General features: G+C 49.3%; 21 protein-coding genes and 1 other RNA gene. 10 read left to right on the top strand and 12 right to left on the bottom strand.

What is annotated here, in order from left to right; genetic code table 11:
* Positions 1 to 136: 136 nt before the first annotated feature.
* From QP938_06845 to QP938_06860, 4 genes are read left to right on the top strand one after another with little or no spacing between them, the layout of a single operon-like run.
* The gene (locus QP938_06845; protein WIO73035.1) at positions 137 to 448 is read left to right on the top strand and encodes a hypothetical protein; all 312 of its coding nucleotides are present in this window, start codon (positions 137 to 139) and stop codon (positions 446 to 448) included.
* An 18-nt stretch (positions 449 to 466) separates the two neighbouring features.
* Positions 467 to 1,126, top strand: a complete 660-nt coding sequence (locus QP938_06850) for a DUF6249 domain-containing protein (protein ID WIO73036.1) — start codon at positions 467 to 469, stop codon at positions 1,124 to 1,126.
* Between the two features lie 6 nt (positions 1,127 to 1,132).
* The gene (locus QP938_06855; protein WIO73037.1) at positions 1,133 to 1,681 is read left to right on the top strand and encodes a sigma-70 family RNA polymerase sigma factor; all 549 of its coding nucleotides are present in this window, start codon (positions 1,133 to 1,135) and stop codon (positions 1,679 to 1,681) included.
* The gene (locus QP938_06860; GenBank protein ID WIO73038.1) at positions 1,678 to 2,034 is read left to right on the top strand and encodes a hypothetical protein; all 357 of its coding nucleotides are present in this window, start codon (positions 1,678 to 1,680) and stop codon (positions 2,032 to 2,034) included. The genes QP938_06855 and QP938_06860 overlap by 4 nt, the downstream gene beginning before the upstream one ends.
* A gap of 21 nt (positions 2,035 to 2,055) precedes the next feature.
* Here QP938_06860 and QP938_06865 read toward each other — a convergent pair whose 3' ends face one another.
* The 9 genes from QP938_06865 to ffs form a co-directional block, all read right to left on the bottom strand.
* A complete protein-coding gene (locus QP938_06865) occupies positions 2,056 to 2,799 on the bottom strand; it encodes a ferredoxin--NADP reductase (GenBank protein ID WIO73039.1) in 744 nt (247 codons plus the stop codon).
* 127 nt (positions 2,800 to 2,926) lie between these two features.
* On the bottom strand, positions 2,927 to 3,316 hold the full coding sequence (locus QP938_06870) for a hypothetical protein (protein WIO73040.1): 390 nt from the start codon (positions 3,314 to 3,316) through the stop codon (positions 2,927 to 2,929).
* On the bottom strand, positions 3,317 to 3,718 hold the full coding sequence (locus QP938_06875; GenBank protein WIO75634.1) for a YcgN family cysteine cluster protein: 402 nt from the start codon (positions 3,716 to 3,718) through the stop codon (positions 3,317 to 3,319). It abuts the gene before it with no gap.
* A gap of 44 nt (positions 3,719 to 3,762) precedes the next feature.
* Positions 3,763 to 4,053: a YcgL domain-containing protein gene (locus QP938_06880; protein ID WIO73041.1), complete on the bottom strand. Its 291-nt coding sequence runs from the start codon at positions 4,051 to 4,053 to the stop codon at positions 3,763 to 3,765.
* 25 nt (positions 4,054 to 4,078) lie between these two features.
* Positions 4,079 to 5,236: a ribonuclease D gene (gene rnd / locus QP938_06885; protein ID WIO73042.1), complete on the bottom strand. Its 1,158-nt coding sequence runs from the start codon at positions 5,234 to 5,236 to the stop codon at positions 4,079 to 4,081.
* Positions 5,236 to 5,829, bottom strand: a complete 594-nt coding sequence (gene recR, locus QP938_06890; GenBank protein ID WIO73043.1) for a recombination mediator RecR — start codon at positions 5,827 to 5,829, stop codon at positions 5,236 to 5,238. The genes rnd and recR overlap by 1 nt, the downstream gene beginning before the upstream one ends.
* Before the next feature lie 56 nt (positions 5,830 to 5,885).
* A complete protein-coding gene (locus QP938_06895) occupies positions 5,886 to 6,206 on the bottom strand; it encodes a YbaB/EbfC family nucleoid-associated protein (protein WIO73044.1) in 321 nt (106 codons plus the stop codon).
* 9 nt (positions 6,207 to 6,215) lie between these two features.
* Positions 6,216 to 8,249 (bottom strand): DNA polymerase III subunit gamma/tau, encoded by a 2,034-nt coding sequence (gene dnaX, locus QP938_06900; GenBank protein ID WIO73045.1) that lies wholly within the window; start codon positions 8,247 to 8,249, stop codon positions 6,216 to 6,218.
* A gap of 167 nt (positions 8,250 to 8,416) precedes the next feature.
* Positions 8,417 to 8,513, bottom strand: an RNA gene (ffs, locus tag QP938_06905) — signal recognition particle sRNA small type.
* 164 nt (positions 8,514 to 8,677) lie between these two features.
* Here ffs and QP938_06910 point away from each other — a divergent pair.
* The 5 genes from QP938_06910 (at position 8,678) to QP938_06930 (ending at position 16,065) form a co-directional block, all read left to right on the top strand.
* Complete coding sequence (locus tag QP938_06910; GenBank protein WIO73046.1) at positions 8,678 to 10,783, top strand: S9 family peptidase; 2,106 nt, start codon at positions 8,678 to 8,680, stop codon at positions 10,781 to 10,783.
* Positions 10,784 to 10,970: 187 nt separating this feature from the next.
* A complete protein-coding gene (locus QP938_06915; protein ID WIO73047.1) occupies positions 10,971 to 12,629 on the top strand; it encodes a peptide ABC transporter substrate-binding protein in 1,659 nt (552 codons plus the stop codon).
* 1 nt (position 12,630) lies between these two features.
* Complete coding sequence (locus tag QP938_06920) at positions 12,631 to 13,566, top strand: ABC transporter permease subunit (GenBank protein ID WIO73048.1); 936 nt, start codon at positions 12,631 to 12,633, stop codon at positions 13,564 to 13,566.
* The gene (locus QP938_06925) at positions 13,566 to 14,453 is read left to right on the top strand and encodes an ABC transporter permease (GenBank protein WIO73049.1); all 888 of its coding nucleotides are present in this window, start codon (positions 13,566 to 13,568) and stop codon (positions 14,451 to 14,453) included. Before QP938_06920 ends, QP938_06925 begins: the two co-directional genes overlap by 1 nt.
* A 4-nt stretch (positions 14,454 to 14,457) precedes the next feature.
* Positions 14,458 to 16,065, top strand: a complete 1,608-nt coding sequence (locus tag QP938_06930; GenBank protein WIO73050.1) for a dipeptide ABC transporter ATP-binding protein — start codon at positions 14,458 to 14,460, stop codon at positions 16,063 to 16,065.
* A gap of 246 nt (positions 16,066 to 16,311) precedes the next feature.
* Here the strand turns inward: QP938_06930 and QP938_06935 are convergent, their stop codons facing one another.
* Both QP938_06935 and QP938_06940 read right to left on the bottom strand, forming a co-directional pair.
* Positions 16,312 to 16,656: a DUF4286 family protein gene (locus tag QP938_06935; protein WIO73051.1), complete on the bottom strand. Its 345-nt coding sequence runs from the start codon at positions 16,654 to 16,656 to the stop codon at positions 16,312 to 16,314.
* Positions 16,657 to 16,666: 10 nt separating this feature from the next.
* Positions 16,667 to 17,698 carry a phospholipase A gene (locus QP938_06940; GenBank protein ID WIO73052.1) on the bottom strand — a complete coding sequence of 344 codons (1,032 nt, stop codon included), beginning with the start codon at positions 17,696 to 17,698 and terminating at the stop codon, positions 16,667 to 16,669.
* A gap of 100 nt (positions 17,699 to 17,798) precedes the next feature.
* Here QP938_06940 and QP938_06945 point away from each other — a divergent pair, with 100 nt between their 5' ends.
* Complete coding sequence (locus QP938_06945) at positions 17,799 to 18,632, top strand: sulfurtransferase (protein WIO73053.1); 834 nt, start codon at positions 17,799 to 17,801, stop codon at positions 18,630 to 18,632.
* On the opposite strand, the gene QP938_06950 is transcribed toward QP938_06945, so the two are convergent.
* Positions 18,627 to 20,582 carry a DUF3488 and transglutaminase-like domain-containing protein gene (locus QP938_06950; GenBank protein WIO75635.1) on the bottom strand — a complete coding sequence of 652 codons (1,956 nt, stop codon included), beginning with the start codon at positions 20,580 to 20,582 and terminating at the stop codon, positions 18,627 to 18,629. The two genes, QP938_06945 and QP938_06950, sit on opposite strands and share 6 nt — an antisense overlap.
* Positions 20,583 to 20,595 lie beyond the last annotated feature (13 nt).

Here is a 20,595-nt window from a genome sequence, read left to right on the forward strand (position 1 = left end):
CTGGCCACCCATATTTACTGGGTGGCCCCCCCCCTTCCCTTCCCGTTTATTTAAAATTTTTTCTGCCCATGCATCCAAATGGGTGTCTGCCTGCATCTAAGAACATGAATTGGGAATCACCGACGAGGTGGCAATTATGTTCAGTCTCAATAAAAAACCAGTAACTTTTCTTATCGCGTCATTGTTAGCAATTTCCGGGGTAGCACTTGCGGAATCCCCCGAAAAGGATCTTCAGCAATCGCTGCAAGAAAAGCTGGATGCAAACTTCGAAAAAATGCTCACCAATATCGAGCAGAAACAGAAACAGGAAGCCGACAAGGTCTTGTCCTCAAGTGAACCAGTTGTGAAATTGAGGGATCAGGCTAAAAAGTCGTCTAGGATAACAAAGCCGCCTGTTGTCGAAGTGGATATTAAAACCAAAGAAAAACCCGCTGTCGCCAGCAAATAATTGATACGAGGCAATTTTATGAAATGGTTAGCAACATCTCTGTTCGTCGTTTTCTTCACTCAGGCTACCTGGGCGGAGTCACCTGTAGACTTTCAGGAACAACCTGAGACTACTGAACAAAAGCTGGAGATTGAGTCGCCAGACAAGGAGCAGGAAGTTTCTAAGGCACTGGAAGTCCTTATCAAACGTTTTGATAAGGACGAAGAGCTCACGGAAGAAGAGCGCAAGGAACTGAAAGAAGCGTTGATGACTGCCAAAGAAGCCATCAAGGAGATCGATAACATCACCATTGATCTCGACAGTGAAGACTCCTTTATGGGCAATCTGGTTGGGCTGTTTGCCATCCTGCTGATATTTGGCGGCCCGATAATTATCGTCGCTATCGCTCTATACAGCTCTTACAAGAAGCGCAGACTTACACACCAGACTATCAATGCCTACATTGAGCAGGGTAAGGATATTCCAGCAGAAGTCTTGAAAGGTTTACAGCAATCCGGTGGACAAAAAAGTAACCTCCATAAAGGACTGGTAATGGTAGGTGTTGGTGTTGGGCTTGCATTGTGCTTTGGCCTGATAGGCTCCACAGAAGCGGCTGCACTGGGATTGATACCATTGTTTATCGGAGTTGCACTTCTGCTGGTCTGGAAGCTTGAAAAAAAATCCGGCCAGACTGAATAAGCAAACATGCATCAGGACGATGGAGCCCTGATAGCCAGGGTACTGAAACGGAATGACCAGCGCGCCTATGCGACGCTGGTCAACCGCTACCAGTCAAAGCTGCGTAATAGCATGAGGCAGCTTACAGGCTGGGATGAAGCCCTGGCTGACGACTTGGCCCAAGAGACATTTATTCAGGCATATGTCCACTTGAATAGCTTTAAGGGAGAAGCGCAGTTCTTCACCTGGCTTTACAAGATCGCTTACCGCCAGTTTGCACAATATTACCGGTCACGAAAAATTACGGTGCCACTGGAAGATGGCTGTGAAGATGAGGATCAAGGTCAATCCCTCTCATCTACAGACTTGCAACAGGATATAGCCAGGGCTCTGGCAACGTTTCCACCAGAACAAGCGATGGCGCTACACCTGCACCTCCATCGAGGATATACCCACCAGGAGGTTTCCGATATCTTGGAAGCCCCCCTTGGTACCATTAAAAGCCATATTGTTCGTGGCCGGGAAAAGCTAAAAGTGCTACTCTCAGAGTGGCAAAACCGAGAAAACGCATTATGAAAGATCATTCACAGCAACCAGATTCCCTCGACGCCCTTTTCGCAACAGCGCGTGAGCAAGAGAAGCATTTGCCTGATGATGGTTTCAGTGGTGGCGTTATGGCAGCCATAGCTCACAAGCAAATTAATAAAGGTATTAGCCTGTGGCAGAAAAATGCCCTGATCATGATTCTTACAGCAACAGGATCTGCACTGGCAGCAACAATATTCTCAAACTCGGTATCAGATTTTAAGAGCTCACTGGCAAGCCTGTTGTCATTCCACCTTGGGTCGCTGTCGCTGATGGTCGCTGCAGCTGCGTTATTTGCAATAATGGCTGCTGCTCTGTGGGCAGATAAAAAAGAGATTATTTAGGGCTATTTGAGCCACTGGGGCTTATTTGTATATTTCCATAACAATATGTCCAGGCTCACGCCTGCGATGCCTGCGGAACCCCTTCTCTTCGAGCGCCTCCAGACAACCTTGAACCATTCCCGGATTGCCACAAATCATGATCCGATCCAGTTCGTTCTCGAGGGTCAGCCCGGTTTTTTGCTCCAATGATCCAGAGTGAATGGCATCGGAAATTCGTTCGCTAATGGCACAATTTACCTTTTCACGAGTAATCGATGCCACAGGAATAAACCGGTCACCGTACCCCGCCTTAACATCATCTATTAAATCCAGATAGGTTAATTCGTCCACAGAACGAACTCCGTGCACCAGTACTACAGTTTTAAACCGGTGCCAAACTTCACCTGCCTGCAATATGGATAAAAAAGGACCAAGTGCTGTGCCAGTTGCAAGCATCCAGAGTCGTTCACCTTGTGGAGTGGCACTCAAGGTGAGAAATCCAGCGACCATCTGCGATAACCAGACTTTATCTCCGGCCTCGAGGGAATGTAATTTGGGTGATAACGGGCCTTCAGGAACACAATTAAAGTAGAATTCGGAAAAGTCGGAATTTGGCGGATTTACCAGTGAATAGGGCCTGGCTATAAAATCACCGTTAACTTCCAGTCCTAAACGAAGGAATTGACCGGCTTCAAAGGAAGGTGCATCCGCCTTAACCCGAAGTGAGCAAAGTCGTTCATTCCAGCGCTTGTTTTCTACTACTGTGCCTTCTATCCACCTTTCCACATCAAACCCCATCCTGAGCTTTTTTAATTATTATTCAGTTGTGATCACCAGTAGTAAGCAACATAACACTTTGCAGACCACCAGAGCAAAGGCATTATCGCCAGCTAAGTAATGGTCAGATTACCCATCATTCCACTTGACTATCAATCATGGGTTCTTTTTTGTCAGCAACCTGTTTTTTGGCAACCCAAACATGCCGCAACCATTGCCAGCCAATATAAAAAACCAGGAATACACAAAATGTGAAGATATAGGGTGTGACCACCCTGCCCGGATCACTTCCCTCACTGCCAAGTAACCCCTCAAACACCAGAATGGTGAACGCCGGCGCAAGATGCACACCATCTGTTAAAACAGTTACCGGAGTGAAAATCAACGTAGCCATCAGCAGTAAAAGCCCATGACGAAGATACTTCCAGGCAACAAAACGTCCCAGCCAGAACAGGTACCACATGACTACAGCACCACCGAGACCATAACCAACCAAGCCCCAGAAATAGTTTTCCATCGTATACATTCAATTCACCCAATGAATGACATGTTCTTCAAGATCATCCGCGTCCACATCCCGCTCAGAAACGACACACCCCTGAACGGAAACACCTGCATGATGCACTGATTCCGGATTACCGCTAATCAACGGGTGCCAATCTGGCAGCGCCTTACCTTCATAAAGCAACCGATAAGCACAAGTGGATGGCAACCAATGAAATTGCTCAAGATCGTCTGTCGTCAGACAAATACACTCCGGCACCAGTGTACGGCGATTGGGATAATCTTTACAGCGACAGCTTTGCAAATCCAGCTGCTGGCAAGCTACATCTGTGTAGTAAACCTGGCCGTCATCTACGTCTTCCAGCTTTACCAGGCAGCACTTACCACAGCCATCGCAAAGCGATTCCCACTCTTGTGTGGACATTTCTGTTAGCGTTTTGCGCTCCCAGAATGGCTGCGATGAATCGCTCACTTGCCCGCCAATTTATGGTTGTGCAAATTAATTTCCTGCATGTAGTCTTCTTTTGCAGGTGGTAACTGCAGGTAAAAACCTCTCTCTTCCATGGCTTTTAACACATTGCCTACGTCTGCTCGAGCCAGTTTTTTCTCTGGCGTAAGCAGCATGGTGGTCACCAGCACCGGTTTACCGAATTTTTCCAGTAGAGCTTCTGGCACCCTCGTCAACTGATCTTTTTTGTCAACATACAGGTAAAGCTCTTCTTCTTTTGAGCTCTTATAAATTGTGCAAAATACTTTCATGACTTTCTCTACAAAAGATCTGGCGCTATAAAAGATCTGGCAGCGCAGCCAGCATGGGCTGGCCTAGCAAAGCATCCCGCCAGGTACCTTGCCAATGCTCCGGCATTCTGGGGCGACCGTCGTATGCGGATTGAACTATCTCTTCAATATCCTTTTTACGGGCAAGAATCTCTCGCGCGACACCAATTTCATTGGCCACACCCTCTTGCACTGCTCTCAATTGTTTAAGCCAAACACCGCTCTCCCTGGGTAAGGGCTTGGGCAATCTGGAAGGCCATTCACTGTGATCAGCATTCAAGGTTTGCTCTACCAATTCAAGCAGGTCATCGCCGTATTGGCGAACCACTCGCGGATGCATTTCCTTCACTCGCTGCAATCCAGGTAATGACTTCGGTTTTGCCTTGGCAACCTCAAGCATCATTCGATCAGAAACGATACGGTTCCGGGGCTTATTTTGCTCGCGAGCGGAGTGCTCGCGCCAGCAGGCCAGCTGCTTGAGAATCGCCAGTTCATCCTGACGTAACTGCCAGGCACCTTTGATTTTCAGGTAATACTCATCGGCCGGGCCAGTGGTGGAAATTTTAGCAACCAGCTCCTTCATATCGGTTTCAACCCAGGACAGGCGACTCCCCTGCTCCAGTTGCTGAATCAGCTTGTGGTAAACGTGCACGAGGTAATAAACATCTTCCGCACCATAACGCTGTTGCGCCTCTGTTAGGGGTCGCTGCAGCCAGTCCGATCGGGTTTCATGCTTATCCAGGGTAATACCCAGCACATCACCCACCAATGCGGCATAACCCTTGGAGAAACCAAAGCCGACAAAGGCAGCCGCCAGCTGTGTATCGATGATTGGCTTTGGAATCACACCCATGCTGTGCTGCAACACCTCAAGGTCTTCCGAGCAGGCATGGAAGATTTTCACCACCCGGTTATCAACTAGCAACTCGGCAAGTGGCAGCATGTCTTCAATTGCCAGGGGATCGACCAACCAGCAAGTTTCACCATCAGATACCTGAATCAGCCCCAAAATCGGGTAAAAAGTATCTGTGCGCACAAACTCTGTATCTACCGCGATACAGGGCTGTTTGCTCCACTCTTCACATAGCTGTGAAAGGCGCTTATCTGTATCGACCCACTCAACAGCGGCCTCATCAAGTGAGAGATTTGGGTTATTGTTTGTCATCAGAGCTGTTTTCTTGAAGCAAAAGCGTGTGCCAACGTACCACCATCAACATATTCAAGCTCGCCCCCTAGCGGAACCCCGTGAGCAATGCGGCTGACCGGTACGCCAATCTCCTTGGCCCGCTCACTGATGTAATGAGCGGTCGCCTCACCTTCAACAGTCAAATTGGTGGCCAGAATCAGCTCCTCAACCTCACCGGAACCCAGCTGTTCGACAAGCTGGTTGATTCCCAGCTCTTCCGGACCAATGCCATCAATGGGAGAGAGGTGCCCCATAAGCACAAAATAACGGCCACGGTACGTGCCTGCCTGCTCTATGGCAAACAGGTCAGCAGGCGTCTCCAGTACACAGACTTGGGCAGGATCCCTGCGAGGATTGCTACATACTTCACAAAGCTCTGCCTCAGCGAGGGTTCGGCATTGTTTACAGTGCCCAACACCTTCTAAAGCTACCCCAATTGCCCTGGAAAGCTTTTCGGCTCCTGGGCGATCGCGCTCCAACAGGTGCAGCGCCATCCGCTGAGCTGACTTGGGGCCAACCCCTGGCAGGCAACGCAGTGAAGCAATCAGTTCATTAAGCAGCGGTCCGAACACTAATCAAGCCTTAATATTCAATATGTTATGTGTACTTTCTATTAAATAACTTTACATCAGAAAGGCATTTTAAAACCCGGCGGCATCTGCATGCCGGCGGTAAGCTCACCCATCCTTTCCTGAGTTGCGGACTCAACTTTACGAACTGCATCATTCACTGCTGCTGCCAGTAAGTCTTCAAGAATATCTTTATCTTCAGAAAGCAGTGACGGGTCGATTTCCACTTTGCGAACATCGTGGCGCCCGGTCATCACAACTTTAACCATTCCGGCACCGGATTGGCCTTCAACTTCTGCATTGGCCGCTTCTTCCTGCATCTTTTGCATGCGCTCTTGCATCTGTTGCGCCTGTTTCATTAAATCGTTCAAGCCTTTCATTCAATCACCTCACTCAATCGGCTCAATGGTATTTTCTAATAATTGCCCACCCATCCTCTGGCAGAGATCGTTTACCAGCGGGTCTTTATTCATGGATTCTACGGCAGCCTGCTGCCGCGCTGCGCGTTTGCGCTCGTTGTAAAGGCGTGGTGTCTCACTGGATACCTCGCCTGTTTCAATTTCTACGGATACAGTGCGACCCAGTAACTCGCTCAGGGCACCCGCTAATTTCTGCTGTTGGCTCTCCTCATACAGAGAGCTCTGGCTGGCATCCAGACGAAATGAAAATTTGTCGCTGGCTTGCGATAACAACTCCAGGTTTGCAGCGGTATTCCCCAAGACGCCTGCAAGCTTCAATCGAAAGAAGATACCTAGCCAACTATCTTCAGAGACGTCCTCCGGTAGCTGATCAACAGCAGATAAGGGATCCTTTTCGGCCTGCGGGCTTTCAACCTGCTCTTGGAGTGACTGTTTTGACACAGGTTCCGACGTCGATGGCTCACTGTGGCTGTAATCGGAATAATCAGAATAACTCTCATAATCGGCGAGAGCGTTGTTTGACAGCTCGTTATCTGAGTCTATTGCCGCCAGTGCCTGTGCTGCACCAGAGGTGACCTTTGGTTCAGGTTTTGGCTCAACCGTTTGTTGGGGCGCTGGCTGCTGAACAACAGCTGGAGCAGGCACGGCCGGCTGAGTGGCAGTATTACTACTAGTCTGAGAGGCACTATCAGCTATAGGAGCTATTCTGGCTACTGACTTTTCATCCGCTAAAGGCTCTTTATCAGCTGAGGGCTCTTTATTGGCTAAGGGCTCTCTATCGGCTAAGGGCTCTCTACTCGCTGATGACTCTTTATCAAGCAATGTCGGTTCAACCCGAGCCGGTGGTGGCTCGGCGGGTAGAGGTTCAGGCTTTTTTGCGGCGGGTACCTCCGCCAATGCGGGAGCCTGCATGGAACTGGTTCCCGGCTTGAAAGCCAGTTGACGCAACAGAGCCATCTCAAAGCCACTGCGTGGGTCGGGAGCCATAGGCAGATCACGGCGGCAAAGTAGCGCAATCTGGTAACAGAGCTGAACATCTTCGCGACTGATGGATTGGGCCAGCGAAAGCACCTGCTGGTAATCACCATGACGGTTATCCAATGCATCCGGCACGGTTTGAGCAATAGCGACACGATGCCAGAGCCCGAGCATATCGCCCATTACTGCATGGTAGTCCGGTGCGTGCTCAGCCATTTGGCCAACGATAGCCAATGCCTGTGAGCCATCACCGGCAGCAATAGCCTGACAGAGGCTCAACACCCAACCTCGATCAATGGTTCCGAGCATGGCATTGACTTCTGCCTCGGTCACCTTTCCGGCGCCATGCGCAATGGCCTGATCGGTAAGGCTGAGGGCATCACGCATACTGCCATCGGCAGACCGAGCCAAAGACCAGAGCCCGGACTCTTCAAACGGCACGCCCTCTTCTCCCAGTACAAACTTCAGGTGCTCGGTAATACGCTCGGGGCTTAAATTCTTGAGATTAAACTGCAGGCAACGCGACAGAATAGTTACCGGCAACTTCTGTGGATCGGTTGTCGCCAACAGGAATTTAACGTGGGGAGGTGGTTCTTCCAGCGTCTTCAGCAGAGCGTTGAAGGAGTGAGTCGACAGCATGTGCACCTCGTCAATCAGGTACACCTTGTAGCGACCGCGAGTGGGCGCATATTGTACGTTCTCCAAAAGCTCGCGAGTATCTTCCACCTTGGTTCTTGAGGCCGCATCCACTTCGATCAGGTCGACAAATCGACCCTCGTTAATCTCTACACAGGAGCCGCAGGTTCCGCATGGCTTGGAGCTGATGCCTTGCTCACAGTTAAGGCATTTGGCCAGAATGCGAGCGATGGTGGTTTTACCCACTCCGCGGGTTCCGGTAAACAGGTAGGCGTGGTGTAAACGCTGGTTATCCAACGCGTTTATCAGTGCTTGCAGCACATGCTCCTGCCCCGCCATTTCGTGAAATACGCGCGGACGCCATTTGCGGGCAAGAACCTGATAACTCATCTGCTGCTCTACTTATTCTGCTTAAAAATGAAGAACTCATTATAAGAGTTCGCGAATTACTTGCCAGTGGAATTAATTTGCAAACTGAATAAAGTGCGCGCCAATGCAAATCATTGGGGCTTTTATGAATAAAGAGAGTTATTCTGGAGCTTTGAATGGAGGCGAACCCCCATCAGCCGCACCCCGGCACATGAATTCACTGCTACCGTTGCTCCCTTCCGGGCCTGGCGGGGTTTACAGATCATCATTGCGAGGGGACCAATGGGGGCCACCATCGAGAGCGCGGCATTATCAAGGCTTTGGCGAAGCAAAGCAACCCCGCATACGAAAACGAACACAAAACAACAACTTTATGGTTATAAGGAGAGTATTGGGTATACTTCGCAGTTTGAAATAACAATCCGAAAGGATCTTTTAAGGAGGAAACGGTGAAAAAACTATCCGTTGTTCTGGCCCTGGCCTGGACGTTTATTTTATCCCCCGCTGCTTTTGCGGACGAAAAACGGGATATGACACTCAATGATATCGCCAAGATATCTTACGTAACTTCGGTTTCCACTTCCCCCAATGGCAAGTGGATCGCTTACACCAAAAGTGTCCAGCGCACCCCATATAAAGACAAAGATGGCCGCGCCTGGAGCGAACTGCATATCAGCGACACAAAAGGCAATAGCAAGCCATTCATTACTGGCGAGATCAACATCAGCTCTGTCAGCTGGTCTGCCGACAGCAATACCATCTATTACCTGGCCAAGCGCAATGATGACAAACATCCGTCGCTGTACGGCATCCCGGTAGATGGCGGCGAGTCGACCAAAATCTATAGCCACGTGACACCGATCGGTGGTTACGACATCAGTAAGGATGGCAAGCAACTGGTCATCCTGGCGACCGATAAGGATCCAAAATTCAAAAAAGACCTGGCTGAAAAAGGCTTTAAAGCCAAAGTCTACGAAGAGGAGCTTAAGTTCAACAAAGCTCTGTTGGTCGATCTGACTGCCGAAAACAAAGTTGCTGTTCCCCTTGATACAAAAGGCCATGTTCAGCAAATTGCTTTCAACGATAATGGTAGTGGCTTTGTTGCCAAGGTTTCAAAAACACCACTGATTGACGATATCTACATGGCTTCAAAAGTGGTTGTTTTGGACAGCGCCGGACAAACGGTTTCTGAACTTAACGTTGACGGGAAAGTTGGTCACGGTTACTGGATGCCTAACGGCAAGTCTGTTGCCTATATCGGTGTGGACGATGTCCACAACCCGAAAGAAGGTATCGTCAAATTCCACAGCTCTGCCAAAAGCGAAGCTGTTGACCTGCAGCCCGGCCTGATGGGCCATACCATGGCAATGGACATCCTGCCCAAGGGCGATGTGCTGGCTGTGAACCACATTGGCACCGGCAGTGAAGTGGTTATTATCGACCCGAAAAAGCCAGGCAAGAGCAGCAAACTGAAGACAGGCGACAAAATCGTTCGCGCTGTATCGACCCCCGTTGAAGGTCGTGGTTTTGCATTCATTGCAGATGCTCCCAACCACCCTCGTGAAGCATTCTGGTACGAGCGTGGTCGTATGACGCGACTGACTAACAGCAACCCATGGCTGGACGACGTCAAGCTGGCGCGACAGGAATCAATCACCTGGAAGGCCGAAGATGGCACCGAAATCCAGGGCGTTCTGACTTATCCGCTCAACTTTGAAAAAGGTAAACGCTACCCACTGATCAACTTCATTCATGGTGGCCCGGAAGCGCACATGTCAAATGGCTGGAACATGCGTTACTCAGAACCTGTTCATGTCGCTGCAGCTAAGGGCTATTTCACCCTGGCTCCAAACTACCGTGGCAGTACCGGCCGTGGCGTAGCCTTCTCCAAGGCTGACCAGCATGCATATGCAGATCCCGAGTTCCGTGACATCGTTGCCGGTAAGGATTACCTGGTTGAAAAAGGCATGGTAGACCCGAAAAAAGTCGGTATCACCGGTGGCTCTTACGGTGGCTTTGCTACTGCCTGGAGTGCTACTGCACTGAGTGAGCACTACCAAGCTGCAGTAATGTTTGTTGGTATCTCAAACCAGCTTTCCAAATTCGGTACTACCGACATTCCCAACGAAATGCACCTGGTGCACGCTCGTGCCTGGCCATGGGAAGACTACAACTGGATGCTGGAGCGTAGCCCGATTTTCCACGCTCAAAAACATCGTACCCCGCTGCTGATTATGCACGGTGAAGAAGATACCCGCGTTCACACAAGCCAGTCTTTGGAAATGTACCGCTACTTGAAAACCTTGGACAATGCTCCGGTTCGACTGGTGCTGTACCCTGGCGAAGGTCACGGCAACCGTAAAGTTGGTGCCCAGATGGATTATTCCATGCGCCTGATGCGCTGGATGGACCACTTCCTGGTGAACGGTGAAACTGAAGCTCCGGAACATGATCTCGAGCACCAGAACAAGCTGAAAAAGCCGAAGGAAGAACAGCAGGACTCTAACGGTAACCACGAAGCTCATGGTGGTGATTGCTGCTCAGCTCAACTCTAAGTAGCTTCAAACCTTTATCAAACGGCGACTTTTTAAGTCGCCGTTTTTTTTATCCCTGGTAAAAACAATAAATTAACCACACCCCCGCTGTAGAGATAGCTGGCCATTGATGGCACAGTGATGGAACTACTGGACTATCAATTAGTCAGTAAGACTAATAATTAATAAATTAAGTACTGGAGGGGTAGTGGCATCGTTTTTTAAAGTGCATCATCGGGTGCACATTTTTGCTTTGCTGATTCTTACAGTCAGTACGCTCACTCTTGGCGGCTGTGGTAGTCACGAATCAAATGTCGAACGCGGGAACAGCGAAAAAATTTTGTACTGGGGCAATGGCACCGAACCGCAGGAGCTTGACCCCCATATCACCACCGGCGTGCCTGAAGCAAATATTCAATTCGCACTGTTTGAGGGACTGGTCACCCAGGCTCCAAAGACTCTCGATCCACTACCTGGCATGGCTGAATCCTGGTCAGTCAGCGATGACGGCAAGGTATATACTTTCAAAATTCGCAAGAATGCCCGGTGGTCTAATGGTGATCCGCTAACAGCTGATGATTTTGCCTGGTCACTTTGGCGTGCCATGCACCCCAAGCTCGGCAACCAATATTCTTACATGTACTACCCCATCAAAAATGCACAGGAGTTTAGCGAAGGCACAATCAAAGACTTTTCTGAAGTAGGCGTATCAGCTACTGATGGCAACACCTTAGTGATTGAACTGGACAATGCCACCCCTTATTTTCTCGGCCTCCTGGCTCACCATAGTTACTACCCTGTGCATAGATCCACCATTGAAGCATTTGGTGAACCCTGGGAACGCGGAACGCAATGGACTCGCCCAGGCAACATGGTTACCAACGGTCCATTTCGGTTAGCGGACTGGAAGCTGTTTAAGCATATTAGCGTCAGGAAAAACCCATATTACTACGATACCGATAAAGTCGCCCTCAATGGCATTCAATTCATTCCCACAGAAAACATCACTACCGAAGAGAGAATGTTCCGAGCTGGCCAACTGCATGTCACCAACGAATTGCCTCAAGATAAAATTCAGTACTACAGGGATAACTATCCAGATCAGTTAATGAACAAACCTTATCTGGGTACTTATTTTTATCGTATTAACACCAGGGGCACTACCAATAAGGCACTTTCTGATCAGCGTGTCCGCCATGCCATATCAATGGCTATCAATCGCGATCAAATTACCAAGAAGATCACCAAGGGTGGCGAAACCTCCTCTTACACATTAACTCCCCCGGGAACAGCTGGCTACACAACTACCAGCCCCCTTGAGTACAACCCTGAACGTGCTCGAGAACTACTTACCGAAGCAGGATACCCTGACGGTAATGGGCTACCCGAAATTGAGCTTCTGTATAACTCCTCTGAAAGCCATCGAAAAATCGCTGTCGGGGTTCAGCAGATGTTGAAAAAAGAACTGAACATCGATGTCAGGCTTCGCAATGAAGACTGGAAGGTTTATCTGGCATCGGAAAATGCCGGCAAATATCAAATGTCTCGCGCCTCCTGGATTGGTGACTATCTTGATCCCAATACTTTCCTCGATTTATGGATTACTGGTGGAGGGAATAATCGTACTGGCTGGTCCAACAAGGAGTTTGACAGTTTGATTCTTGACCAAGCCCCTGCTGCCCAAACCCAAGAGGAACGTTTTGCACTAATGAAAAAAGCGGAAGCTATTTTATTGAATGAACTGCCAGTAATTCCCATCTACACCTACTCCACCAAATACCTGGTACATCCAAGCGTCAAAGGCCTTGATGCAAACCTTTTGGATAACCCGCTTTTTAAATATATGTCTCTCGAGGATACCGAGTAAAATGCTGCGCTTTACGTTAACCCGATTATTGCAGGCAATACCGGTATTGCTTGCCGTTGTAACTATCACTTTTTTCCTGGTTCGGGCCGCCCCCGGGGATCCACTCTCATCTGACAAATCCATGCCACCCTCTGTATTGCGTGCCCTGGAGGCGCAATACAATCTTGATCAACCAATGTGGCAGCAGTTTACGGGTTATGTCGGCAATCTTCTTCAGGGAGACTTTGGACCATCGTTCAAATATCCCGGACGTAGTGTTAACGAACTTATCGCTGCCGGGTTGCCAACTACAGCAGAGCTGGGTTTATACGCTATGCTGGTAGCCATTTTAATCGGCATTTCTGCCGGTGTTTTTGCGGCCTTACGGCCAAATACCGCGCAGGACTATATCCCCATGTCAGCTGCCATGCTGGGAATTTGCATGCCCTCTTTTCTGCTTGGGCCGTTACTGGTTCTGGTGTTTGGATTATGGCTTGATTGGCTGCCCATCTCCGGCTGGGGTGATACCCCCGGCGATAAAATACTGCCGGCTATCACACTGGGTGCTGCCTATGCAGCCTACGTTGCCCGACTGTCGAGAGGCGGGATGCTGGAAGTAATGTCACAGGACTACATTCGCACAGCTCGCGCCAAAGGTTTGCCGCAATGGGTAATTGTGATTAAGCACGGTTTGCGTGGTGGACTGATTCCAGTGGTTGCTTTTTTAGGGCCTGCTTTTGCCGGGCTGCTCTCTGGATCCTTTGTGGTAGAAACCATTTTCCAGATACCAGGTATGGGCAGACTATATGTCCAGGGCGCTTTTAACCGCGACTACACCCTGATTATGGGAACCACTGTACTGTTCGCCACCCTGATCATTCTGTTCAATCTGTTATCCGACCTTCTCTCTGTTTGGCTCAACCCCAAACTGCGCCAGCAATACCAGGGGAGTAAGTAATGAGCCAAGCCATGACCGATGTTTTATCCAACGCAGAAAAAGGCACCAGCTTGTGGAAGGATGCCTGGCACAGGCTGCAAAAAAATCGCCTGGCCCTGTTTGGCTTGGGTGTGATTCTGTTTTTGATTGTTGTTTCGCTGCTAACCCCATGGATAGCACCCTATGGCTATGATGCCCAGCAACTGGAGTTGGGCGCCACACCACCTTCAGCAGAACATTGGCTCGGCACCGATAACTTTGGCCGAGACCTGCTTACACGAATAATGTATGGCGGCCGCATGTCGCTGGCGGTTGGCTTTGTCGCAACAGGTGTAGCACTGTTAATTGGTGTACTGTACGGCGCCATTGCCGGCTATGTCGGTGGACGTGTTGATGCCGCAATGATGCGTGTGGTGGATATTCTCTACGCCCTGCCCTTTATGATTTTTATCATTCTGTTGATGGTGGTATTCGGGCGCAATATTTTGCTGCTGTTTCTGGCCATTGGTGCGGTTGAGTGGCTGACCATGGCGCGGATTGTGCGCGGTCAAGTGCAAACCCTTAGGCACATGGAGTTCGTGGAGGCCGCCAGCTCAATAGGACTCTCCCAGTGGACGATAATTCGTCGCCATATTATTCCCAACACTCTTGGCCCGGTTATTGTTTACACCACCCTGACAATTCCTAACGTGATGTTACTTGAGGCATTTCTCAGTTTCCTTGGCCTCGGTGTGCAACCACCGGAAAGCTCTTGGGGTTTGTTGATCTCCTACGGTGTTGAAACAATGGAAGAGTATCCCTGGCTGCTGATTTTCCCGGGGTTGGCACTCTCAATCACCTTGTTTGCACTTAATTTCCTTGGGGATGGTCTGCGTGACGCCCTGGACCCAAAATCCAGTAAAGATTAATGCTATGTCGTTATTAACTGTTAGCAACCTTAAAACCTACTTTCATACCCGTGACGGCATTATCAAGTCTGTTGATGATGTAAGTTTTTCCATTGGCCAGGGCGAAACGCTTGCCATTGTCGGTGAATCAGGATCAGGGAAGTCTGTCTCCTGCTACAGCCTGCTCAATTTAATCCCTCAACCTCCGGGGAAAATAGAAGGTGGAACTGCCATATTTGAAGGCCGCGATCTGTTGAAAATGCCTGAATCTGAATTGCGAAAATTGCGTGGCAACGAAATCGCGATGATTTTCCAGGATCCAATGACCAGCCTCAATCCCTATTTAACTGTTGGAGAACAGCTGATAGAGCCGTTGGTTTATCACAAAAGTATGGACCGCAAACTGGCTCGCAAACGTGCCATTAAAATGCTTGATGAAGTAGGCATTGTGAATCCTGAATGTCGCTACGACTGTTACCCGCATGAACTATCCGGTGGAATGCGTCAGCGTGTAATGATCGGTATGGCATTAATTACCGAACCGAAACTGCTGATCTGCGACGAACCCACAACAGCCCTCGATGTAACCATTCAAGCTCAAATACTCAAGCTAATTGCTGACCTGCAGAAACGGCACAATGTCGCCACGCTTTTTATCAGCCACGACCTCGCTGTGGTTGCAGACATTGCCGATAAAGTGGTGGTAATGAAGCAGGGAAAAATTGTCGAGACTAATACCTGCCAGGCTCTGTTTAACGATCCACAGCACGCTTACACACGTCAATTGATTGATGCCATCCCTTCTGGCAGTAAAGCAATCGGTAAACAGCACGAGCGCACCCTGGTAAAAGTCGACTCGCTGAAAACATGGTTCAAGAACTACAGCGACAAAGCCAATCCTTGGGTGAAGGCCATTGATGATATTTCCCTGGAAATTAAGCAGGGTGAGATTCTCGGTCTGGTCGGTGAATCCGGGTCAGGTAAGTCCACGTTAGGTAGGGCCATTTTGCAATTGGCACCAGTAACAGAGGGTCGAATTGAATTTGATGGACAAGAAGTTTCTTCACTGCCTGCTAAAGAGTTCCGCCCTCTTCGTCGTCGCATGCAGATGATATTCCAGGATCCTTATGCATCACTAAATCCACGAATGACAGTTTTTGATACCCTTGCCGAGCCACTGCTCCACAATAAATTGGCGACTCGTAAAACGGTCACCGAGCAGGTGCTTAAGCTGATGGATGATGTGGGTCTGGCGCGAGCTTTTATTCGCAAATACCCTCACGAATTTTCTGGTGGCCAGAGGCAGCGTATTGCCATAGGCCGTGCCATTGCTACTAACCCTGACTTTATCGTGGCCGATGAGCCGGTATCGGCGCTTGATGTGACCATTCAGGCACAGATTCTGGACCTCATCCAGCAGCTGGTAAAAGAACGCGAAATGACCATGCTGTTCATTTCCCACGATCTATCGGTAGTTCGTTACCTTTGCGATCGAATTGCAGTGATGCATCACGGGAAATTACTGGAATGTGATGACAACAATAAGATCTTTAACTCCCCTAAAGATCCATACACCCAAAAACTTTTGGCTGCGCTGCCGCAAATAGAGACGCAAGAAATTGTTGAAGTCTGAATTAACATGATGTCTAAAATGTTATTTAGCATGTCTCTATATTGACGGTAAAAGCACTTAAATCAGTAGTGTAGATTCTGATCGGTGCAGGACATGAATAGAGTATGGCTTGCCGTGACACGTCGTAGACCCATCCATGGGGACTCGGGGCCAGCATCCATGCTGGCCACGGTCACGGCAAGCCATACTCTATTCATGTCTTTCAGCTTTAGCTCTATACCAGACAGAAACTAATTCATCTTTTAATTATTCACCCTGCAAGAAATCTTCTCCAGATCTGACAAATTTCTCCATAGGCTCCAAGACCTTGCGGCTTGCGCTGAACTTGCCACCAAAACGCTTCAGTCCATCTTCACGCATTTTTTCGGCATGGAGATCGAAATAATTATTCAAGGCTTCTCGACTTTCCAAAAAGTAGTGGATCGTCCAACATTCACCATTGCCTCCCGCCTCATCGGAGTCGCGTTGATACATTTTGGCAGCATGGAACCCATCAATGGCGAGAATTTCATCAATATGAGTTTTCAGCCAGGCTTTGTACTCTTTGGCCACATCATCATTGACCGTTAAGTTCACTTCATAAATCAGCATACACCCTCACTTATAGCCAGTCGGTCAGCTGAAAGCCGATACCGATAGTTTCATTTTTAACATTGTAATCAATCAGGTTTTCACCATAGCCATTAAAGTACTTCAGGTACCCTCTTAGACGGTAGCTGATCGGGAAACTCCAACTCAGTTCATAGGCGCCTTTACCACTGACCGGATCGCGAATCATCATACTCCATGTGTGAGCATCACTGGTACGATAAGCGCCAGCCAACTCGAAATGACCGAGATAATCGGTAATGTCGCGGTTATTGTCATTGGAAGGGTCATCTGGCACAGAAGCATCATAATCTTCAGGCACACGCCACCAGGGCTTAAAGGACATAGCGAAATTGTCACGCTCAAAGATCATCTCTGCCATCACCCGATTCCAGCTTCTGGATAAATTGCCACTTCTACCATTGGATTGGTGATTAAAGATAATTCGATTGGCAATATTTTTTAATCCAAACACTTCCCAATCATTTTGAAAACCGAGTATTAGCTCAGGCTCATGATTCGTTTCCCGGAAAGGTGCTGAGATGTCAGTATTATAAGCCTGCCAAAAGGAGCGGTTGGTGTAGGCAATATCCAGGCGCCCTTTGTCGCCAAAAACCCCGTCCCACATCATCGCTTTGAAACTCACTTGAAATTGAAATTCTACGTTATCAAGCGAGCCACCCACTCCTTCAAAAGGGACTTCGTTTGGCGAATCATTGTAGGCAAATGGCAGGAAGTAGGTAGGTCGATGTGCATTCAGGACAAATGGGTTGTTAGCTGTATACCTCTCCAGGTTAATTCGACGCTCAACTGCAGTTTCTTCATCAGCTTCCATGTCTCTCGCTTGAACCCCGTTCTCTTTGATTGATTGCCTGGCAACAACCTGGCGACACTGCTCTTTTAGCTCCCCCACCGTCACCTCATCAGTTGCTGACAACAGTGCAGTTAATAGGCACTCCTGCATCTGATCTTTAACCGATGCCTGGGTCGCTGCAGTCAAGAACAAAAGGGCCAATGCGCATACAGTTCCAATCACTTTTCGCATCCTGACTCTCCTTTTTAAAATTTATTTGACGTTGAAAAGCTATAGCGGACAAAATTGGATCAAACAACTATTTCTTACCATGCGACCCATGGAGTATATCGTGAAAAGCCCATTAATCACTGCAGAGCAACTGATCACCAAGCCCGATAATGATGTCGTCGTTTTCGACTGCCGGTTTTCGCTGGCGGATACTCAGATGGGTGAACAGCAGTATCAGCAAGACCATATCTCCGGGGCGCTCTACCTACATCTGGACAATGACCTTTCCAGCACCAAAGCCGAGCACGGTGGCCGTCACCCCCTTCCTTCACCAGAAGCATTTGAGGCTTTGATGAGATCCTGCGGGGTCAGCGAAACCACCCATGTTGTTGCCTACGATGACCAGCGTTTTGCCTTTGCCTCCAGGCTCTGGTGGCTGATGCGCTATTTCGGCCATGACAATGTATCCATACTTGATGGCGGCTATAGCGCCTGGAAAGCTGCTGGTGGCGCTATTGAATCAAGTATCACCCATCGTTCAGGCCAAGGTAATTTTGTAAGTAAAACGCATACAGACTGGGTACTGGGCTATGAAAACATCAAGGAGCAGTTAAACAGCGAGCGGCGCACGTTGATTGATTCCAGGGAAGCACCTCGCTACCAGGGACTTGAAGAGCCAATTGATCCGGTAGCGGGCCATATACCTGGTGCAGTGAACTACCCCTGGCAGGAGGTAACCGGTACCGATGGGAAGGCGCTCTCCCCTGCAAACCTTCAGCACCGCTGGGCAGATTTACCCCAGGATAAGGAGTTGGTGATCTACTGCGGCTCTGGCGTTACTGCGTGTGTGAATTTACTGTCGCTTGCGATAATCGGCGTAGAAAATGCCAAACTCTACGCAGGCAGCTGGAGTGACTGGTGCAGCTATCCGTCATCTCCTATAAAAAAACTATAATGACCGCACTCCGGCCATAAAGTAATTCAGGTGACTAGTATCGTCTGCATAGCGTATTCGCTCATACAAACCCACTAAACGTGCAGCCTGCTTGGCCCTGGCATCATCAGAGAGTTCCAGGCGTGTCCGATAACTCCTTGGACCTTCGCCTGGCTGTCGCTCAATCCCTGATTTTGCTAACTTTCGACACAATTTGGCAAAGATACGATCTGCCAGGTCTCGGTGGTGTCTTGATCGTCGACTGAGAAACAGTGGCAAAGCCAAAACTATAACAATCAGAATTCCCGCTCCCACCAGAAAGCTGCCTATACGCCAATGCTCTGCTCCTCCCAGCAATCGCTCCAGCAGCGACTGCTGTTGACGCTCATAGCCAAGAACCCAATTGGCCCAGTAATAGTTGATGGAATCCAGTTGCAGTCGTAATCCGTTGAGCCAGCCAATATGGCGAAAGCGACTTAGAGAAAACGGCGTATCCCCTGAAAAGGCATCACTGCCATCAAAAAAGTGCTCAAACCCCAACTCAATTCGCTCCGGGGCAACAGCCGCTGTTGGATCTACTCGAACCCATCCCCTGCCGGCAAGCCATACCTCTGCCCAGGCATGGGCGTTGTACTGGTGAACCAGCAGGTACCCATCCGGATGAACTTCCCCACCCTGATAACCGGTAACCACCCTTGCAGGAATACCAGCTGCCCTCATCAAAACGGTGAAACTTCCGGCAAAATGTTCGCAAAAACCGCGCTGGGTATCCCAGAGAAATTCATCAACACGATTGCGGTTCAGGGGTGGGGGTTCCAATGTGTAAGTAAATTCGCGATGAAACCAGTCGAGGACTTTCCCGATATACTCAAGGTCAGTATCAACCTCTGAGCGCCAGCGCTGCGCCAGCTCCAGGGTTTTGGGGTTATAACCCTTCGGCAGCCTCAGTGTAAGGCTGCGCACATATCGATTTATCTCGTTGGAAAAGCCTTGGTATTGAGGCCAGGATTTAACCTCATAGCGCGTTTTGCTGGTTACCCGATCACGACTGACCAACCGCATTTCACGAGTCAAACCCACTTTATGTTCACTGGGAACTGCAAATGGTAGCGCGAACAGCCAGATTTGTTGGGTTGGCTCCAGAACAACGCTGTAGGAAAGTGGCTCGCCCTGTACCTTAATTTTGTTAATCCACTCGGGTGGCTTCTGGTCAGGCCAAAATACATGGCGGCCATCACCAAACTCATAAGGTTCCGCCTGCTGCCAGCGACGTCCATCAAAGTCGGTGAGAATGGGTCCACGCCAATACAGCTGCCTTGCATGTGGTACATCGCCTTCAAAGCTCACCCGCATTGCCACCGCGCCGTTTCGTCCCAGTCGAGTCATATCACCCGGAGACATTTCACCGCTCACACCTGTTGTATCTGACTGTTGCCCTGGTACAGTCCAGAATGCCGGCAGTCGAGGCATTACCAGAAACAACAACAGCATCAGGGGAAGTGACTGCAGCAGCAATGATGCCCCACGCTTTAAAGGCTTCCACAACGAAACGTCTGACGCAGAATAGATACTGTTTAATGCCGCCGTGATCATCACCAGACAGCTAAACACATAGAGTGCAGCACCTATAGACTGGTTGAAGAGAAGTTGCAGGGTGGCCGCAACATAACCGACATAAACCAGAACGAGAGCATCCCGGCGGTGATGGGTTTCCAGTAATTTAAGCGCCAGTGCGCCTAGTAACAGAGTGGTAAATGGTTCAAGTCCGGCAAGGTGTCGAAAGCTGAATAACATTCCAGCCCCAAAACAGGCCACTATAAGCAATCTCACAAGACGTGACGGGTAATTCCATGCACCTCGATAAATCTGGAGCCGCCAGACTGAAACAGCTGCGACTATCGCTATAAGCCAAAAAGGTGTCGCCGACCACAAGCCCGCCAGTATGGCGATTTGACTCAGCCACAGCCACATCAATGCTGATCGG

Source organism: Porticoccaceae bacterium LTM1 (genome assembly GCA_030252795.1).
In the GTDB taxonomy this organism is placed as follows: Bacteria; Pseudomonadota; Gammaproteobacteria; order Pseudomonadales; family Porticoccaceae; genus SCSIO-12696.

Coding starts and splice junctions, on each gene's coding strand:
- QP938_06845 (WIO73035.1), top strand. CDS start 137: ATGTTCAGTCTCAATAAAAAACCAGTAACTTTTCTTATCGCGTCATTG.
- QP938_06850 (WIO73036.1), top strand. CDS start 467: ATGAAATGGTTAGCAACATCTCTGTTCGTCGTTTTCTTCACTCAGGCT.
- QP938_06855 (WIO73037.1), top strand. CDS start 1,133: ATGCATCAGGACGATGGAGCCCTGATAGCCAGGGTACTGAAACGGAAT.
- QP938_06860 (WIO73038.1), top strand. CDS start 1,678: ATGAAAGATCATTCACAGCAACCAGATTCCCTCGACGCCCTTTTCGCA.
- QP938_06870 (WIO73040.1), bottom strand. CDS start 3,316: ATGTATACGATGGAAAACTATTTCTGGGGCTTGGTTGGTTATGGTCTC.
- QP938_06875 (WIO75634.1), bottom strand. CDS start 3,718: ATGTCCACACAAGAGTGGGAATCGCTTTGCGATGGCTGTGGTAAGTGC.
- QP938_06880 (WIO73041.1), bottom strand. CDS start 4,053: ATGAAAGTATTTTGCACAATTTATAAGAGCTCAAAAGAAGAAGAGCTT.
- rnd (WIO73042.1), bottom strand. CDS start 5,236: ATGACAAACAATAACCCAAATCTCTCACTTGATGAGGCCGCTGTTGAG.
- QP938_06895 (WIO73044.1), bottom strand. CDS start 6,206: ATGAAAGGCTTGAACGATTTAATGAAACAGGCGCAACAGATGCAAGAG.
- dnaX (WIO73045.1), bottom strand. CDS start 8,249: ATGAGTTATCAGGTTCTTGCCCGCAAATGGCGTCCGCGCGTATTTCAC.
- QP938_06920 (WIO73048.1), top strand. CDS start 12,631: ATGCTGCGCTTTACGTTAACCCGATTATTGCAGGCAATACCGGTATTG.
- QP938_06925 (WIO73049.1), top strand. CDS start 13,566: ATGAGCCAAGCCATGACCGATGTTTTATCCAACGCAGAAAAAGGCACC.
- QP938_06930 (WIO73050.1), top strand. CDS start 14,458: ATGTCGTTATTAACTGTTAGCAACCTTAAAACCTACTTTCATACCCGT.
- QP938_06935 (WIO73051.1), bottom strand. CDS start 16,656: ATGCTGATTTATGAAGTGAACTTAACGGTCAATGATGATGTGGCCAAA.
- QP938_06940 (WIO73052.1), bottom strand. CDS start 17,698: ATGCGAAAAGTGATTGGAACTGTATGCGCATTGGCCCTTTTGTTCTTG.
- QP938_06950 (WIO75635.1), bottom strand. CDS start 20,582: ATGTGGCTGTGGCTGAGTCAAATCGCCATACTGGCGGGCTTGTGGTCG.